Below are 13,619 nucleotides of genomic sequence, written 5' to 3' on the forward strand. Positions count from 1 at the left end.
CGGGCTACTGCAGCCCGGCGCGGACGGAGGTGATGCGCCGGGTGTTGAACCCGAGCCAGTGCATCCGGCCCACGTAGCGCGCGTGCTCGACCTTGAGACACCGGTCCATGACCACGCTCACGCCGCCGTCCTCGGCGATCCGCGCGCCCTCCTCGTTGATCACGCCGAACTGGCACCACAGGGCCGCGGCGCCGATCGCCACCGTCTCCCGGGCGATCTCCGGCAGCGCGTCCGGGGCGCGGAAGACGTTCACGAGGTCCACCGGAACGGGCACGTCGCGCAGGCTCGCGTAACTGGTCTCGCCGAGGATCTCCTGCTCACGGGGGTTCACCGGGACGATCCGGTAGCCGTGCCGCTTGAGGTAGTAGCCGACGAAGTGGCTGGCCCGCAGCTCGTTGCCCGACAGGCCGACGATCGCGATCGTCCTGGTCGTGTGCAGCACGCGCTGGATCGTCAGCGCGTCCTGGTAGCGGTCGAGTCCGGTCATGCCGCGGTCACCTCTCCGACGCGGGCGAAAGCCTGCTCCAGGTCCCAGATCAGATCCTCGACGGACTCGGTGCCGACCGACAGGCGCACCGTCCCCGGCCCGACACCGGCCGCCCGCAGCTCGGCGTCGCCCAGCTGGCGGTGCGTCGTGCTGGCGGGGTGGATGACCAGGCTCTTGGCGTCGCCGACGTTCGCCAGGTGGGACCAGAGCGTCAGCCCGCCGATGAACGCCTGCCCGCCCGTTCGGCCGCCGGCGCAGTCGAAGGAGAACACCGCGCCGGCGCCGCGCGGCAGGTACTTGTCCACCAGCGGCCGATACCCGCTCTCCGGCAGGCCGGGGTAGGTCACGCCGGAGGCCAGCTCGTGCGACTGGAGGAAGGCCGCGACCGCCAGCGCGTTGCCGACGTGGCGGTCCATGCGCAGCGACAGCGTCTCCAGGCCCTGCAGGAACAGGAAGGCGTTGAACGGCGACAGCGCCGCGCCGAGGTCGCGCAGGGTCTCGGCACGCAGCTTCATCAGGTAGCCGTACTCGCCGAACGTCTCGTGGAAGCGCAGCCCGTGGTAGGCCGGCGACGGCTCCGCGACCACCGGGAACCGCCCGTTCGACCAGTCGAACGTGCCCGCCTCCACGACGACGCCGCCGATGCTCGTGCCGTGCCCGCCGATGAACTTGGTCGCCGAGTGGATCACGATGTCGGCGCCCCACTCGACGGGGCGGCACAGGTACGGCGTCGCGAACGTGTTGTCCACGACCATCGGCAGCTCGTGCTCGTGCGCGATGGCCGCCACGGTCTCGATGTCGAGCACGTTCCCGGCGGGGTTGCCGATCGTCTCGCCGAAGAACGCCTTCGTGTTCGGCTGGACGGCCTTGCGCCAGGCGTCCGGATCGTCGGGATAGACCCACGTCAGCTCCACGCCCATCTTGCGCAGCAGGTGCTTGAGCTGGTTCACCGTGCCGCCGTACAGCGCCGAGGACGACACGACGTGGTCGCCCGGCTCCAGCAGCGTGAACAGCGCCGCCGCCTGCGCCGCGATGCCGCTGGCGAACGCCACCGCGCCCGCGCCGCCCTCCAGGTTCGCCACCCGCTCCTCGAACACCGCGACGGTCGGGTTCATGATGCGCGAGTACGTGTTGCCGTACTCCTGGAGGTTGAAGTACGCCGCCGCGGACTCCGGGTCCTCGAAGACGTAGCTGGTCGTCTGGAAGATCGGCACCGCGCGGGCGCCCGTGTTCGGGTCCGGCCGTTGCCCGGCATGCAGCTGCCGGGTCTCGAACCCGAACTCGCGGGCCTGTTCCGCGCGGGGGAGCTGGTCGGTCACATGAGCCTCTCTCTCAGACGGGCTGGGCCAGGAACCGGCGGATGATGGGCGTCTGCCGCGCCTCTTCCAGCAGGAAGCAGTCGTGGCCGTACGGCGCCTCGATCACCTGGAGCTCGACCGGCTTGCCGAGCGCGCGCAGCGCCTGCTCGATCTCCTGCGACGCCGACGGCGGATACAGCCAGTCGGAGCTGAAGGCGATCAGCAGCGTGCGCGCCGAGACGCCGTCGAGCGCCCGCGCGAGCGACCCGCCGCCGTGCTGCCGGGCGAGGTCGAAGTACGTCAGCGCGCGCGAGGTGACCAGGTAGGTGTTGGCGTCGAAGCGCTTGACGAACGAGTCGGCCTGGTGGCGCAGGTAGCTCTCCACCTCGAACTCCGGCTCGGTGATCGTGTAGCGGATCTCGTCGGCGTCCTGCAGCCGCCGGCCGAACTTGGCCTCCAGCGCGGGCGCGGACAGGTAGGTGATGTGGCCGACCATCCGCCCGATGCCCATGCCGGCGTCGGGCGCGCGGCCCGTGCCGTGGTAGCGGCCGCCCTGCCAGGCCGGATCGCGCATGATCGCCTCACGCGCGATGGCGTTCCAGGCGACCCCCTGCGGGTGCAGCGCGTGCGTGCTGGCGATCGGGATGACGGCGTCGACCTGGCCGGGGAAGAGCACCGCCCATTCCAGCGCCTGCATGCCGCCGAGCGAGCCCCCGGCCACCGCCGCGAGCCGCTCGATGCCCAGGGCGTCCAGGAACGCGCGCTGCGTGCGTACCATGTCCGCGACCGTGATCACCGGAAAGTCCGGTCCGTACGGCGTGCCCGTCGCCGGGTCGATCGAGGACGGCCCCGTCGTCCCCCGGCAGCCGCCGAGCAGGTTCGTGGAGACGACGAAGAAGCGGTCGGTGTCGAACGCCTTGCCGGGGCCGATCATCCCGTCCCACCAGCCGAGCCCCTTGCCATGCCCTTCGGCCCCGAACCCGTCGCGGGCGCTCCCCCCGGACGGCGCCTTCGACAGGCCCGCCGCGTGGGCGTCGCCGCTGAGCGCGTGGCACACCAGGATGACGTTGTCGCGCCGGGGCGAGAGGGCGCCGTAGGTCTCGTACGCCACGCGCACCGGATGCAGCTCCCGGCCGCAGTCGAGGCGGACCGGCTCCGGCAGGTCGAGGTAGCGGGTTTCGACGATGCCGACGCTGCCGGCCGCGAGCGTGGGGGCTGGCTGCGACATGGGACTTATGGTAGCCGCCACGGGCGGTGTATGGTCAAATACCTACCGGAAATACAGGAGATAGGTGGGGCCATGACCACAGTCGCGAACGGTGTGAACGTCCAGGCGCTGCTCGACGCGCGCGAGGTGCTGAAGGGCGCCCCCGAGGCCGCCCGGTTCGTCTGGCGGGCTTCCTCCACGTGGCGCAACGGCGTGCACAGCACCACGACCGTCAAGGAGTTCTTCGGCCTCGGGCAGGAGCGCAGCCACAAGAGCGAGGCGGTGTTCGACGCCGACCACCCCGAGGTGTTCGCGGCGGAGGACAACGGGATCACGCCGATCGAGTACCTGCTCGTCGGCCTGGCGAGCTGCCTGACGGCCGGCGTGGCGTCCGTCGCGCAGAACCGCGGCATCCAGCTGCGCTCGGTCGAGGCGAGGCTCGAAGGCACGCACGACATCCGCGGGATCCTCGGCGTCGACGCCGACGTGCGCAACGGCTTCGACGACATCAAGGTGACCTTCACCATCGACGCGGACGCCTCGAAGCAGGACATCGAGGCGCTGGTGGCCCAGTCCCAGAAGCGCTCGGCCGTGTTCGACGCCCTGACGAACCCGACCAACGTCACCGTCGACGTCGCCTGAGCCCGGAAGGTCTGGCCATCACCGAGCACGTCACCACCGTCGTCGTCGGCGCCGGCCACGCCGGCCTCGCCGCGAGCCACTTCCTCAGCGAGCGGTCCATCGATCACCTGGTGATCGAGCGCGGCGAGGTGGCGAACTCCTGGCGGCGCGAACGCTGGGACTCCTTCCGGCTGCTCACCCCCAACTGGCAGAGCCGCCTGCCCGGCCTCGCCTACGAGGGCGCCGACCCCGACGGCTACCTGACCGCCAAGGAGGTGACACGGTTCGTCGAGCGCTTCGCCGCGCTCTCGCGGGCTCCCGTCAGGACCGGCACCACCGTCACGTCCGTACGGCCTGCCGGCGACGGCTACCGCGTGACGACGAGCCGCGGCGAGATCGGCTGCCGGACGCTCGTGATCGCGAGCGGCGCCTGCAACCGGCCGGTGGTGCCGCCGTTCGGCGAGGCCGTGCCGCCGTCCGTGGAGCAACTGACGCCGTACGACTACCGCGCGCCCGGCCGGCTGCCCGACGGCGGCGTGCTCGTCGTCGGCGCGTCGGCCACCGGCGTGCAACTGGCCGCCGAACTGCGGCGCTCCGGGCGGCCGGTGATCCTCTCGGTGGGGGAGCACGTGCGGTTGCCCCGCACCTATCGCGGCCGCGACGTGCTGTGGTGGATGGACGCCTCCGGCGTGTGGGACCAGCGGTACGACGAGATCGACGACCTCACGCGGGCCCGGCGGCTGCCCTCGCCCCAGCTCGCCGGGACCCCCGAGCGCGCGACGCTCGACCTCAACGCGCTCACCTCGATGGGCGTCGAACTGGTGGGCCGCTGGGCCGCCGTCCGCGACGGCCACGCGCTGTTCTCCGGCGGGCTGCGCAACGTGTTCTCCCTGGCGGACCTCAAGCTGGAGCGCCTGCTGGACACGTTCGACGCCTGGGCCCGTACGCGCGATCTCGAGATCGGCCCGCCGGAACGCCTCGCGCCGACCGGGGTGCCCGAGTCGGCGCGGCTGCGACTCGACCTGCGCGGCGGCGAGATCCGCACGATCGTGTGGGCGACGGGGTTCCGCCCCGACTACGGCTGGCTCGACGTGCCCGTGCTCGACGGGAAGGGCCGGCTGCGCCACGACGGCGGCGTCGTCGACGGCCCCGGGCTGTACGCGCTGGGGCTGCCCGTGCTGCGTCGGCGCAGGTCCACGTTCATCCACGGCATCGAGGCCGACGCCCGCGAGGTGATCGGCCATCTCGCGGGGTACCTGGCTGTACGGCGGTGAACGGCGCGGAGCCGCGGGATGCCGGCCGAGCCGGACCTCCACCAGCTCATCCTCCGGCACGCCGCGCTCCGGGCGGATCCGCGCAGCGTGGTCACGGGCGGGCGACGCCGGACCGGGACCTGCGTGAAGAGGTGGACGCCTTCCCCGCCGACCGGCCTCAGCAGGCAGAACGTGAACCCGCCGGCCGTGACGGGCGCGAACTGGCGTACCGCCCGGCAGTCCCCCAGAGGTCGCGTGGGCAGTGGCACGGCGCCTCCTCAAAATTACCTATTCAAATGGTAGGTTATATGGGTAAAATGTGGCATGCGCGATCGGTCCTTACGGTGGTTCGTGAATGTCATGGGCGTGCTCGCCCTCCTGCTCGGCGGCGTCGCCTGCGGCGGTGAACCGTCGCAGGCCACCGAGAGCGGCCAGCCGCTACGGGTGGGCTATCAGCGGTTCGGCGCTCTCACGCTGGTCAAGGCCCGAGGTGCGACGCCCGGCGTGACGTGGTCGTTGTTCGAGAGCGGTCCGGCGGTGACCGAGGCGCTCAAGGCCGGATCCATCGACGTCGGCTACACCGGCGAGGCGCCGCCGATCTTCGCCGCGGCGGGCAGGACCGACTTCAGGATCATCAGCACCTCCGCCGAAGTGCCCCAGGGCGAGGCCGTCCTGGTCAAGGAGGACAGCGGCATCACGAGCTTCGAGGACCTCAAAGGCAGGTCGATCGCCCTCAACAAGGGCTCCAACGTCAACTGGCTGCTCGTGCGGCTGCTGGAGAAGCACGGTATGACGATCAAGGACGTGAACGTCAAGTACCTCAAGCCGGCGGAAGGACGGCCCGCGTTCGACAACGGCCAGGTCGACGCGTGGATCATCTGGGATCCGTACTTCGCGCTCGCCGAGCGGCCCGGCGTCAAGGTGCTCGCCGACGCGACCGGGCTCGCGGGCAACCGGGAGTACCTGCTCGCCTCGCCCGAGGCGCTGGAGGCCAAGTCCGCGCAGATCAAGCGGCTGCTCCAGCAGCTCCGCGAGGCCACCGACTGGGGCATCGCCCACCCGGAAGAGCGCGCCCGGCTCCTCGCCCCGGAGCTGAAGATCCCCGAGGACGTCGCCAAGCGCGCCCTGGCCCGCAGCGCCAGACCCGTCGCACCGGTCACACCCGAGATCGGCGCGGAGCTGCAACGCATCGCCGACGGCTTCGCCGCGCTCGCGCTCATCCCCGGCAAGGTGGACATCGCCGGGCGAGTGGACGAGAGGTTCAGCGAGGTGCTGCGGTGACGGCGACGCCCGTGCAGGCCTCGAGGACGGAACGCGACCGGACCCGCCCGCGGCAACGCCCCCGGCCGCCGCGCACCACGCGCCGGCGGCGGATCATCACCCCGCTGCTCGTCGTCGTGCTCTGGGAAGGGGCCTCGCGCGCCGGGATCCTGCCACCGGACAAGCTGTCGGCGCCCAGCGACGTGCTGGCCGCGGGCTGGCGGCTGGCCGCCGACGGAACGCTCGGGCACAACCTGCTCGACTCGCTGATCCGGGCCGTCATCGGCCTGGCCATCGGCGGCGGGCTGGGGCTCGCGCTCGGGTCGGTCGCCGGGTTGCTGCGGATCGGCGACGACCTCGTGGACCCGCCCGTCCAGATGGCCCGCATGCTGCCCCACCTCGGCCTGGTCCCCCTGCTGCTCATCTGGGTCGGCATCGGGGAGCCGCTGAAGATCTCGCTGGTCGCGCTGGGCGCGTTCTTCCCGGTCTACCTCAACACCTACAGCGGCATCCGGGGCATCGACGAGCGGCTGGTGGAGGCGGCGCGCACCTGTGGCCTGTCCGCCGCGGCCCGGCTGCGGCACGTCGTGCTGCCCGGCGCGCTGCCGTCGCTGTTCCTGGGCCTGCGGCTCGCGTTCGGCGCGGGATGGCTCAGCCTGGTGGTCGGCGAGCAGGTCAACGCCGACAGCGGGCTCGGCTTCATGATGATGGAGGCCCGCGAGTTCGCCCAGACCGAGGTCGTCGTGCTGGGGCTGCTCATCTACGCCCTGCTCGGCCTGCTGTCCGATCTGGCTCTGCGTACGGCGGAAGGGAGGGCCCTGGCATGGCGGCGCGGCCTCGAGGCGAGCTGAGCCCCGCCACCCGCGCGGCGGACCTGACGACGGAGACGGTGGTCACCGCGCGGAAAGTCACGCGCGCGTTCGGCGGCACGACTGTCCTCGACGGGGTCGACCTGCGGATCCGGAGAGGCGAGGTGGTCGCGCTGCTCGGCGCCAGCGGCTCCGGCAAGAGCACCCTGTTGCGCGTCCTGGCGGGTCTCGACTCCGGAGCGGACGGCGAGGTCAGCACCAGCGGGCGCACCGCGGTGGTGTTCCAGGAGCACCGGCTGCTGCCGTGGAAACGCGTCGCCGGCAACATCGCGCTCGGCCTGCGCGGACCAGACCTGGCCCGGCGTACGGCGGCGGCACTGGCCGAGGTCGGGCTCGCCGACCGCGGGCGGGCCTGGCCCGCGGAGCTATCCGGCGGCCAGGCCCAGCGGGTCGCCCTGGCCCGCGCGCTCGTCCGCGAGCCCGACATCCTGCTGCTCGACGAGCCCTTCGCCGCCCTGGACGCGCTCAACCGGCTCAGGATGCAGGCGCTGTTCTTCCGCCTGCGCGGCGAGCACGACTTCGCCGCTCTCCTGGTCACGCACGACGTGAACGAGGCGCTGCTGCTCGCCGATCGTCTCCTCGTCCTGGAGGACGGGCGCATCGCCGAGGACATCCCCGTCACGCTCACGCACCCGCGCGCGCAGGACGATCCGGCCTTCGGCGCCCTGCGCCGCCACCTGCTCACCCGCCTGCGCGTGCCCTTACGCCCCGACCAGTCCTGATGCAGGCCGGGACGGCTCCGGCGGTGGTGACGTTCACCCGGGTCGTGCTGATCCCGGTCTGCCCTCGCGGAAGCCGTCCCTCAGGCTCGACCTGCTCACCTGCGGACAGCCGGTGGCGCTGCGCCGACGGGTCGGCCCAGGTCGGGCCGGGTGGCCGGCGTGGACGATTCCGGCACGATGCGGCTATTCCGCAGGTCGAGTGGCCAATGTGCCCAGCAGGGCCAGGGCCTGGGCCGAGCGGGAGTCCGGCTCGGCCGGATGGGCGACGAGCCGCAGGCCCGGCGCGCTGGCGATGGGGAAGATCTCGGTGCGCAGGTGCAGGTCTCCGACGTCGGGGTGGTGGAAGTGGCTGCCCGGCGTGAGCGCGCCGCGCGGTTCGGGGGCCGCCCACAACCGGCGGAAATCGGAGCTGGTGATCGCCAGTTCGCCGACGAGTTCGCGCAGGTGGTGCTCGTCCGGGGCCTGGCGGGCCGCTCGGCGCAGGTCGTGCACGGCCGCTCGGGCGGTGGCGGACCAGTCGCCGAAGAACTTCCGTCCTGCCGGGTCGAGGAAGATCATGCGCAGCAGGTTGTCGCCGAAGACGAAGCGGTTGTGCAGCACGGTCGCCAGCGGGTTGCGGACCAGCACGTCACAGGACCAGCCCAGGATGAAGGCCGGAGCCACCGTCCAGCCGTGGAGCAGGGCCAGCACCTCGGGCGCGACCCGCTCGACGCGGCCGGGCCGGCGGCGCCCGGCGGTGGGCCGGGCCAGCCGATACAACTCCACCCGGGCCTGCTCGTCCAGGTGCAGCGCCCGGGCCAGGCTCTCCACGGTCTGGCGGGTGGGATGCTCGCGGCCCTGTTCGAGCCGGGCGTAGTAGCCGGCGCTGAGGCCGGCCAGGTGGGCGACCTCGTCGCGGCGCAGCCCGGGAACCCGCCGGCGGCCGTTCGAGGGCAGCCCGGCCTGCTCGGGCCGCGCGAGCGCGCGGCGCTCTCGCAGGAACCTCCCCAGCAGGTCGTTGCGCTCACTGTCCATGACATCCGAGGTTAGGCAGCCGCGGGACCGGCTGCCTGGGTGCGTCACTCCCAGGCTGAAGGGTCGCAGCCGTCGCGCAGCGCAGCCTCGCCGAGCACCTTCTCGACACCGGTCCGGCGATGCGCCGCTACCGGCAGAACTGATCGCACTCGTCCTCAGGAGATCTTTGTCATGACCTCGACCCTGCTCACCGGAACCCCGCTGGCCGGCCGCGTGGCCGTCGTCTCGGGCGCCTCCAGCGGCATCGGCGCCGCCACCGCGCTGCGCCTGGCCGAACTCGGCGCGAGCGTCGCCGTACTGGCCCGGCGCAAGGACAAGCTGGACGGCCTGACCGCCGCCATCGGCGCCCCGACGCCAGCGCCCTCATGGAGGGGCTGCTCACCGAGATCGACCCGCTGCGGCCGGCGGACGTGGCCGAGACCATCGCCTTCATCGCCGCCTCACCCCGCCACGTCAACCTCACCGAGATCACCATCCTGCCCACCGCGCAGGCCGTCTGACCCGGCCTCCCGCCCGTCTCCCACCGGCCGCCGCTCGTCGGTCTCATCGTCGGCCCGGGGGACCACAGTCACACCGCCCTGCGCGAAAGCGGCAGTGCGTGCCGGCGATCCCGTCCATCGACCTGGCCGAGCAGATGGCCGACGCCGGCAACACCTCCGGCCGCGACACCGGCAAGGGGAGCCGCTTCGGCTGCACGCCCGTACCCGCCACCACTGTGGACCTGCGCCACCGCATGACCAAGTGGCGGTACCTCACCCACGATCGAGAAGGGACGCATCATGAACGCCACCCTGGACCAGCTGCGCCGCCCAGCCTCCGGCCGCCGCATCCTGCTCACCGGAGCCGCCGTCGTCACCATGGACCCGGAGCTGGGCGGCCTGCCCCGCGCCGACCTGCTCATCGAAGGGGACCGGATCGCCGCCGTCGGTGTGGACCTGCCCGCCGGCGACGCGCCGGTCATCGACGTCGCCGGCGCGGTCCTGGATGTCGACCTGGTGACGCTGTGCGAAGAGGTGCGCCGGACAACGAGAGCCCCACCGACCGTGCGTGGAGCCGCCCGGGTGGGCCGCCGACACAGCCCGCATCCTCAGCATTGACCAAGCGGATTTACTGCAAGATCAACGCCGCTTGGGCGTCATGCCGGGTTCCTTGTCGCCACGCCGCCGCAGGGCGCTCGAATGGGAATTTATTGGAATGAGTGTCGTGCTATGTCTCGCGACACGCAAACGAAGCCAAAATCGTTGTTGAATGAGCGCCCCTTTGAAGGTGCTGGATTTGGAGCGCTGTTTAGCTTCATAGGCGTAAATACAATGATCCTAGTGGGTATGTCTGCTTCGTCCGGGCGTCTAACAAGATGTAGGCACCGGATTTCGCGCCGATTTATCCATGAATGGAAACAAACACGTGAACACCGAAATCCAGCGATCGCGGACGTTCCGCCACGGGCGTATCGCGACGCTAGCTCTGGCCGCTGTGGCCGCCGGTCTCATGTCCGCTCCGCTGGCCCAGGGAGTGGCGAGCGCGAGCTCTGTCGCGACCCCGGCCGACGCCGGCTACGTATCAACGGGGAACCTCGCCATGGGCTGCCCGGGCTACGTCTCGACCGCGTGCGGTTCCTACTGGCAGGACGACGAAAGCGCGTCCGACCACGAAGAGTGGGCCTACAACGAATCCGACCAGGACCACGAGAAGTGGGACGACGACGAGTCCGGCCGGGACCACGAGAAGTGGGACGACGACGAGTCCGACCAGCACCACGGCAAGTGGGACGACGACGAGTCCGACCAGCACCACGGCAAGTGGGACCGCAAGAAGGTCGTCTTCGGTAAGTTCGTCTACGGCAACTTCGACAGGTACAGCCACGGCAAGCCCGAGAAGTGGGCTTACGACGAGTCCGACCGCCACCACGACAAGTGGGGTCACGACAAGTCCGACCACCGCTACGACAAGTGGGGCGAGGACGAGTCCGACCAATACCACGGCAAGTGGGACCGCAAGAAGGTCGTCTTCGGTAAGTTCGTCTACGGCAAGTTCGACAGATATAGCCACGACAAGCCCGAGAAGTGGGGTTACGACGAGTCCGACCGCCACCACGACAAGTGGGGTCACGACAAGTCCGACTTCTACCAGCGCGCCTGGAACTAGCGCGCGGGAATTTCGTGGCATGGCGATCGGCGATTGAGTCCGAAATCGTTCTCGCCCGCTTGTAAAGGTGAACGACAAATACCGTGGCGAATGATCTCGCCGCGGTATTTGTTTGGCGTGGGCGTCTATGCGGCCGTCCCGAGGACCGCCGGACCCGCCACGACGCCGGCCGGCACGCATGCATCGACCTGCCGCATGGCGTCGGTGGCGTGGCGCCGAGCCGTCGAGGCGGTTGCCGTTTCCCGCCTTCCGCAGGTTGCTCGGCACGTCGTGGCCGCGCCGGACAGGCGGTCCGTCAGCCGTGCTCGCCGCCGCCCCGCTGCGGTGGCCGGACCCGTGGCTGCTCGTGCCCGTCACCGTGCTCGCGGGTCTCGTGCCGCTGCCGGGCGCCGCGGCGAGGCGACGGGCAGAGCCGGGAGGAGCTGGCGCTGGGCGCCGCGCCGGCCTACTCCTTCGTCCTGCCCGGTCCGGCGCTGCTGCCGTCGATCTGTCAGGACAGTTACGACAACGGTGTGCTGCGCCACATTCAGGAAGCTCGTCACCCGCGGAGGGCGCCGGTCAAGCCGGGCTCGTACGCGACGATCACGACCGCGGCGGCGCCCCGGCCAGGCGATGGGCGAGCCCTGGCCAGGTGCCACCCGGCCGCGCGGGCCCGGGAATCGGCGCTGCTCTGAGCGCCTTCGCCGGTTCAGCCGGTCAGGAGCGCACGTGCCTGCGCGAGGGTCTCCGCCTGCCGCATCCACTCCCCGCCGTCCAGCCCCAGCCCGACCGCGTCGGCCCCCGCCTCCGCGTACGCCGCCAGTCGCTCGGCCGCCCGCTCTGCGCCGCCGGTGACCGGGATGTCCCTGGCCACCTCCTCCGGCATGCCGTGCGGCCCGGTCAGCGAGGCGACGAACGACTCCAGGGCGGCACGGTCGTCGACCAGGATGGCGTGGCCGCCCACCGACACCTGCGGCACCGGGCGGCCGAGCTCCTCCGCCAGCTCGCGCAGCCTTGCCACCTTGGCCGCCAGGCCGGCAGGGGTGATGAGGGAGGGCGCCCAGCCGTCGCCGTACAGGATCGCGCGGCGCATGGCCGCCTCCGAGTTCCCGCCGATCAGGATCGGCGGGACGGCGGCTGCCGGGCCGAGCGTCACCTCGGTCTCGCCCACCAGGGTGGGCCTTCCGGCGATCAGGTCGGGCAGCGCCCGCAGCGCGGCATCGGTCCAGCGGCCCCGGCCGGTCGCCGGCGCGCCGACCGCGCGCCAGAACGGCGAGCCGGGGAAGCCGCCGATCCCCACGCCGAGCACCACCCGGCCGCCCGAGAGCTGCTGCAGCGTCTGCACCTGGGAGGCCACCCACGCCACCGGGCGCAGCGGCAGGCTCAGCACGCCGAACTCCAGCCCGATCCGCTCCGTGACGGCCGCCGCGGCGGCCAGCGTGAGCGCCGGGTCCGCGCCCGGCGTGCCGTCCCCGATGATCACGTCGGCCATGCCGGCGGCGTCGTAGCCGAGCTGCTCCAGGTGGCGCGCCTTGGCGATGTCGGGGACGCCTTCGTCGTCCGTGGGCAGGCTCGTGGACAGGCGCATCGTGATCACCCTTCTTGTGGCATGCGGTCAGGCGTCACGGTAGGACCTCAAGCATGGTTGACATCAAGTCGGCCGGGGGAGTCTTGGTGTGACAAGATAGCGATAATGGTTTTCATTCTGGTTTGAGGGGGTTGCGTGACCACTCCTGTCGTCCTGGTCGCCGGTCCGTACGCCGGCGCCCGCGCGGCCGTCGTGCGGCGGCTGCTGGCGGATCACCCGGGGTCGGTGGCGATCCGTCACGAGCTCGGCCCCGGGGCGTTCCCCGGCGCCGCCCTCCTGGTGATGGAGCTGGCGGACACCGCGGAGCCGCGCGCGTTCGCCGAGGCCGTCGCCGTCCGGGCGGGCCTGCGCCTCGCCGCCGTGCTCACGGTCCTCGACGCCCGCCTCATGCCGGTCGACATCCTGCGCGGTGACCGCCTGCCCGGCCGCGACGAGCGGTACGTCGCCGAGGTGCTGGCCAGACAGCTCGAGTACGCCACCCACCTCGTCCTCGACGGCGGCGACTCCGAGGACGGCGAGCTGGCACGGGCGGTGCTCGCCCACCTGGCGCCCGCCACCCCCGTCCACCACCTGCGCGACGGCCTGCCCCGGCTGGCCGGCCGGACGGTGTGCCCGGAGGAACTGGCCGACCGCGTCGATCCCGCCACCGCGCTGCTGCCCTGCGAGGCCAGGACCGGCGCGGTCACCACGGTCGTCTGGCACCGGCTGCGACCCCTGCACCCCGGCCGCCTGTTCCAGGTCACCGAGGAGCTGGCCGCCTGCTCGGTACGCGGTCGCGGCCGCTTCTGGCTGGCCAGCAGGCACGACCGCCTGCTGGCCTGGGACTCGGTGGCGGGCCGGCTCACCGTGCACGACGCCGGCCCCTGGCTGGCCGCCCGGCCTCCGTCGGCGTGGGACGCCTGCCGCCCGGCCCGCCGCGCCGTGGCCGCCCTCGACTGGAACCCCCTGACCGGCGACCGCGTGCAGCACCTCGTCTTCACCGGCCCCGACCTCGACCACCGGCGCATCTGCGACCTGCTCGACGGCTGCCTGCTCGACCAGGCGGAGATGCTGGCCGGCTCGGACGCCTGGAGCGGCTACGACGACCCGTTCTCCCTCGTCCTCGACGTGGACACGATGATGCCGTCCTGACGGACCCGGCGTCCTCCCGGGCCGGGCTCACGTGCCCGGCTCGGG

Annotated in this window: 15 protein-coding genes; 9 read left to right on the top strand and 6 right to left on the bottom strand. The window is 71.9% G+C overall.

The features are described from left to right. Window positions 1-4 precede the first annotated feature (4 nt). The 3 genes from ACBJ32_RS39370 to ACBJ32_RS39380 are packed head-to-tail and all read right to left on the bottom strand — an operon-like array spanning window position 5 to window position 3,013. On the bottom strand, window positions 5-487 hold the full coding sequence (locus ACBJ32_RS39370; protein WP_375131088.1) for a CoA-binding protein: 483 nt from the start codon (window positions 485-487) through the stop codon (window positions 5-7). After that, window positions 484-1,806, bottom strand: a complete 1,323-nt coding sequence (locus tag ACBJ32_RS39375; RefSeq protein WP_375131089.1) for an O-acetylhomoserine aminocarboxypropyltransferase/cysteine synthase family protein — start codon at window positions 1,804-1,806, stop codon at window positions 484-486. The genes ACBJ32_RS39370 and ACBJ32_RS39375 overlap by 4 nt, the downstream gene beginning before the upstream one ends. A 13-nt stretch (window positions 1,807-1,819) precedes the next feature. Beyond that, on the bottom strand, window positions 1,820-3,013 hold the full coding sequence (locus tag ACBJ32_RS39380) for a homoserine O-acetyltransferase (protein ID WP_375131090.1): 1,194 nt from the start codon (window positions 3,011-3,013) through the stop codon (window positions 1,820-1,822). Between the two features lie 72 nt (window positions 3,014-3,085). On the opposite strand from ACBJ32_RS39380, the gene ACBJ32_RS39385 reads away from it, so the two are divergent. From ACBJ32_RS39385 to ACBJ32_RS39405, 5 genes are all read left to right on the top strand, one after another. Then, window positions 3,086-3,634, top strand: a complete 549-nt coding sequence (locus tag ACBJ32_RS39385; protein ID WP_375131091.1) for an OsmC family protein — start codon at window positions 3,086-3,088, stop codon at window positions 3,632-3,634. Window positions 3,635-3,651: 17 nt separating this feature from the next. Next, the gene (locus ACBJ32_RS39390; protein WP_375131366.1) at window positions 3,652-4,887 is read left to right on the top strand and encodes an NAD(P)-binding domain-containing protein; all 1,236 of its coding nucleotides are present in this window, start codon (window positions 3,652-3,654) and stop codon (window positions 4,885-4,887) included. A gap of 339 nt (window positions 4,888-5,226) precedes the next feature. Then, the gene (locus ACBJ32_RS39395; RefSeq protein WP_375131367.1) at window positions 5,227-6,147 is read left to right on the top strand and encodes an aliphatic sulfonate ABC transporter substrate-binding protein; all 921 of its coding nucleotides are present in this window, start codon (window positions 5,227-5,229) and stop codon (window positions 6,145-6,147) included. Beyond that, a complete protein-coding gene (locus ACBJ32_RS39400) occupies window positions 6,144-6,977 on the top strand; it encodes an ABC transporter permease (protein ID WP_375131092.1) in 834 nt (277 codons plus the stop codon). Before ACBJ32_RS39395 ends, ACBJ32_RS39400 begins: the two co-directional genes overlap by 4 nt. After that, window positions 6,950-7,717: an ABC transporter ATP-binding protein gene (locus ACBJ32_RS39405; protein WP_375131093.1), complete on the top strand. Its 768-nt coding sequence runs from the start codon at window positions 6,950-6,952 to the stop codon at window positions 7,715-7,717. The genes ACBJ32_RS39400 and ACBJ32_RS39405 overlap by 28 nt, the downstream gene beginning before the upstream one ends. Window positions 7,718-7,900: 183 nt before the next feature. Here ACBJ32_RS39405 and ACBJ32_RS39410 read toward each other — a convergent pair whose 3' ends face one another. Continuing rightward, window positions 7,901-8,731, bottom strand: coding sequence for a helix-turn-helix domain-containing protein (locus tag ACBJ32_RS39410; protein WP_375131094.1), 831 nt, complete (start codon window positions 8,729-8,731; stop codon window positions 7,901-7,903). Between the two features lie 155 nt (window positions 8,732-8,886). After that, window positions 8,887-9,048 (bottom strand): hypothetical protein, encoded by a 162-nt coding sequence (locus ACBJ32_RS39415; RefSeq protein WP_375131374.1) that lies wholly within the window; start codon window positions 9,046-9,048, stop codon window positions 8,887-8,889. On the opposite strand from ACBJ32_RS39415, the gene ACBJ32_RS39420 reads away from it, so the two are divergent. The 3 genes from ACBJ32_RS39420 (at window position 8,999) to ACBJ32_RS39430 (ending at window position 10,876) form a co-directional block, all read left to right on the top strand. Beyond that, complete coding sequence (locus ACBJ32_RS39420; RefSeq protein WP_375131368.1) at window positions 8,999-9,514, top strand: hypothetical protein; 516 nt, start codon at window positions 8,999-9,001, stop codon at window positions 9,512-9,514. The two genes, ACBJ32_RS39415 and ACBJ32_RS39420, sit on opposite strands and share 50 nt — an antisense overlap. Then, complete coding sequence (locus ACBJ32_RS39425) at window positions 9,511-9,828, top strand: hypothetical protein (RefSeq protein ID WP_375131095.1); 318 nt, start codon at window positions 9,511-9,513, stop codon at window positions 9,826-9,828. Before ACBJ32_RS39420 ends, ACBJ32_RS39425 begins: the two co-directional genes overlap by 4 nt. Before the next feature lie 307 nt (window positions 9,829-10,135). Then, the gene (locus ACBJ32_RS39430) at window positions 10,136-10,876 is read left to right on the top strand and encodes a hypothetical protein (RefSeq protein ID WP_375131096.1); all 741 of its coding nucleotides are present in this window, start codon (window positions 10,136-10,138) and stop codon (window positions 10,874-10,876) included. A 688-nt stretch (window positions 10,877-11,564) separates the two neighbouring features. Here the strand turns inward: ACBJ32_RS39430 and ACBJ32_RS39435 are convergent. Then, on the bottom strand, window positions 11,565-12,443 hold the full coding sequence (locus tag ACBJ32_RS39435) for an LLM class flavin-dependent oxidoreductase (protein WP_375131097.1): 879 nt from the start codon (window positions 12,441-12,443) through the stop codon (window positions 11,565-11,567). A gap of 135 nt (window positions 12,444-12,578) precedes the next feature. Between ACBJ32_RS39435 and ACBJ32_RS39440 the strand changes: the two genes are divergently transcribed. Beyond that, on the top strand, window positions 12,579-13,574 hold the full coding sequence (locus ACBJ32_RS39440; RefSeq protein WP_375131098.1) for a GTP-binding protein: 996 nt from the start codon (window positions 12,579-12,581) through the stop codon (window positions 13,572-13,574). The last annotated feature ends 45 nt before the right edge of the window (window positions 13,575-13,619 follow it).

This window comes from Nonomuraea sp. GTA35, assembly GCF_041950525.1.
Classification (GTDB): domain Bacteria; phylum Actinomycetota; class Actinomycetes; order Streptosporangiales; family Streptosporangiaceae; genus Nonomuraea.

Excerpts from the sequence above, each read along its gene's own strand:
- ACBJ32_RS39370 (WP_375131088.1), bottom strand. The coding sequence starts at position 487 with ATGACCGGACTCGACCGCTACCAGGACGCGCTGACGATCCAGCGCGTG.
- ACBJ32_RS39395 (WP_375131367.1), top strand. The coding sequence starts at position 5,227 with ATGGGCGTGCTCGCCCTCCTGCTCGGCGGCGTCGCCTGCGGCGGTGAA.
- ACBJ32_RS39435 (WP_375131097.1), bottom strand. The coding sequence starts at position 12,443 with ATGCGCCTGTCCACGAGCCTGCCCACGGACGACGAAGGCGTCCCCGAC.
- ACBJ32_RS39405 (WP_375131093.1), top strand. The coding sequence starts at position 6,950 with ATGGCGGCGCGGCCTCGAGGCGAGCTGAGCCCCGCCACCCGCGCGGCG.
- ACBJ32_RS39410 (WP_375131094.1), bottom strand. The coding sequence starts at position 8,731 with ATGGACAGTGAGCGCAACGACCTGCTGGGGAGGTTCCTGCGAGAGCGC.
- ACBJ32_RS39380 (WP_375131090.1), bottom strand. The coding sequence starts at position 3,013 with ATGTCGCAGCCAGCCCCCACGCTCGCGGCCGGCAGCGTCGGCATCGTC.
- ACBJ32_RS39425 (WP_375131095.1), top strand. The coding sequence starts at position 9,511 with ATGAACGCCACCCTGGACCAGCTGCGCCGCCCAGCCTCCGGCCGCCGC.
- ACBJ32_RS39385 (WP_375131091.1), top strand. The coding sequence starts at position 3,086 with ATGACCACAGTCGCGAACGGTGTGAACGTCCAGGCGCTGCTCGACGCG.